The organism is Kitasatospora sp. NPDC057198 (assembly GCF_042670125.1).
Taxonomy (GTDB): Bacteria; Actinomycetota; Actinomycetes; order Streptomycetales; family Streptomycetaceae; genus Kitasatospora.
The window spans coordinates 1-2,731 of sequence record NZ_JBHUWH010000707.1 but is presented as its reverse complement, the minus strand read 5'-3'; the positions used below and the strand labels follow the sequence as shown (position 1 = coordinate 2,731).

General features: G+C 63.5%; 2 protein-coding genes. Both read left to right on the top strand.

All coding sequences use genetic code 11. The annotated features are described in order from the left end of the window. Positions 1-316: hypothetical protein (locus tag ACFUEL_RS38050; protein ID WP_380242548.1), on the top strand; the 316-nt coding region annotated here is incomplete at its 5' end. A gap of 1 nt (position 317) precedes the next feature. Further along, positions 318-2,731 (top strand): condensation domain-containing protein (locus tag ACFUEL_RS38045; RefSeq protein ID WP_380242546.1); only part of this gene is annotated, 2,414 nt, incomplete at its 3' end.

Here is a 2,731-nt window from a genome sequence, read left to right as displayed (position 1 = left end):
CATCCCCGGACTCGGCACCTACGCAGACCCCACCGAACCCACCGGCCACGAAACCAGCCCCAACGCCCACCGAAGCCACCCACTCCAAATCATCGCCAAGGTCACCGATGGGAAATTTTCGGTGAAGTTTGAGCACGTCGGCCCCGCGGGTGGAGAAAGTCCGACCGGAAAGATGGCCGCCACATTCATTGAAACGGTTGACTTTTTCATCGACCAAATTAGTGAAGGCACATCGACGTATCCGGCCGGTGAACAAGAATTTCCCAACGCAAGTCTCGACGCGGCCGAGCTGGCCAACATCCTGAGGAGGTTCTAAGGTGTCAAGTTTCGACATTGAGGACATTTACCGCCTGACCCCTTCACAGGCTGGGATGCTATTCCACAGCTTGTATGATCCGGTCGGCGGTTCAAGCCCGTACATCGTCCAAATCGTCGAGGAGTACGACGGGCCGCTCGACAGTGCGGTCTTCCGTCAGGCGTGGCAGCACGTGGTCAACTCACACACGATCCTCCGCAGCGCATTCGTTTGGGAGGAGTCCAGGGAGCCGGTGCAGATAGTCGGCCGGAAGGTGGAAGTTCCCTTCACTGAAATCGACTGGTCGGAGCACTCCGATGGCGAGCAGGGGAAGCTCGTAGAGGAGATGCTGGCGGCCGACCGGGCCAACGGCTTCGATCTCACTGTCGCGCCGTTGCTGCGCATCAAGCTTGTACGACTCGGAGCGGACCGCGCACTCTGTCTGCTGAGTTTCCACCATCTGCTGCTGGACGGGTGGAGTCTGTCCATCGTCCTGAAGGAGGTATTCTCCGTCTACCAATCCCTGCAGCAGGGCCAGGAGCCACCGAGCGCGAAGTCCATGCCGTTCGTCCGCTACATCGAGTGGCTGTCTCGTCAGCCGGCTGCAGAAGCCAAACGCTTCTGGAGGAACTACTTCTCCGAACTCTCCGAGACCACCCACCTGGCCGGAGATCCCGGTGCCGGCGCACCGGACTACCGGGAGATGCACCTCGAGTACTCGGCCCCTGAAACGAGCCAGCTGCGTACCTTCCTGTCGGCAGAACGCATCACCATGAACACCCTCGTCCAAGGAGTGTGGGCGCTGTTGCTTCACCGGTACACCGGTAGCGACGACATCGTCTTCGGCGCCACCGGGTCAGGTCGGCCCGTTGATCTGCCCGGGGTGGATACCGCAGTGGGATCGTTCATCAACACCTTGCCCGTCCGCGTCAAGATCTGCCGTGAGATGTCGGCGGCATCCTGGCTCCGGCAGCTCCAACAGCAACAGGCCGAGGCTCGGGACTACGAGCACAGTTCGCTCATCGATATCCATGGGTGGAGCGGCATCAGTCGAAGTGAGCAGTTGTTCGACTCGATAGTCGTTTTCGAGAACTTTCCGCGAACGCTGGGCACCGCCGACATGCCGGCCGGACTTCAGCGGCGCCGCCTGCGGGGCGTGGAGGTCACCGGGTATCCGATGACGATTTTTGCCTCGGCCGACGAGACCCTCAACCTCACGTTTTCCTACGACAGTTCTCAGCTCTCCCCGGGTTTGGTGGAGCAATTGGTGGGTCATTTTGGGGTGTTGCTTGCGGGGGTGGTGGGGGATGCGGGTGTGTTGGTGGGTGAGGTGGAGTTGGTGGGTGAGGTGGAGCGGGAGCGGTTGTTGGTCGGGTGGAACGATTCGGTGTTGGGGTTCCGTGGTGATGTGCTGGTTCATGAGTTGGTGGCGGAGTGGGCGCGGGAGTGTCCTGATGGGGTGGCGGTGCGGTGTGGCAGTGAGGAGTTGACGTTCGGTGGGTTGGAGGTGCGGGTGGCGCGGGTGGCGCGTCGTCTGGCGGAGTTGGGGGTGGGGCCTGGGGTTTTGGTGGGTTTGTGTGTGGGGCGCGGGGTCGGGTTGGTGGTTGCGTTGCTGGGTGTGTTGCGGGCGGGTGGTGCGTATGTGCCGCTGGATCCGTCGTATCCGGCGGAGCGGCTGGCGTACATGCTGGACGATTCGGGGTGCGGGGTGGTGGTGTCGCAGGCGGCGCTGGCGGATGTGGTCGCGCTGGACGGGCGGGTGATGGTGGATGTGGATGTGGTGTCGGAGTCTGGGGACGAGGGGTGTGCGGCGGGGGTGGCCGCGGTGCGTGCGTCGATGGAGGACGCCGCGTATGTGATCTACACGTCCGGGTCGACGGGGTCGCCGAAGGGTGTGGTGATCGGGCACCGGTCGGTGGCGTCGTTCATGGCGTGGTCGGCGCGGTTCTTCGACGAGGTGGGCGCGGGCTCGGTGCTGGCGTCGACGTCGGTGTGTTTCGACCTGTCGGTGTTCGAGATCTTCGGGTCGCTGGCGAGTGGTCGCACGGTGGTGATGGTGGAGACGGCTCTGGATCTGCTGGCCGGTCCGGTGGAGGTGGACCTGGTCAACACGGTGCCGTCGATTCTGGCGGAGTTGGTGCGTGCGGGTGCTGTTCCTGCCGGTGTCGGCACGATCAGTCTGTGTGGTGAGCGTCTCTCGGGGGATCTTGCGGCCCAGGCGTACCGGAGTACCTCGGTGGCTCAGATCCACAACATCTACGGCCCGACCGAGGCCACCGTGTACTCGACGTCGGTGCTGGTTCCCCGGGACGGTTCGGAGCCCTCGATTGGTCGTCCGATCGCGAATACGCGGGTGTATGTGCTGGACGGGGCGCGTCGTGTGGTCCCGGTGGGTGTCGCGGGCGAGCTCTACATCGCGGGAGCGGGGCTGGCGCT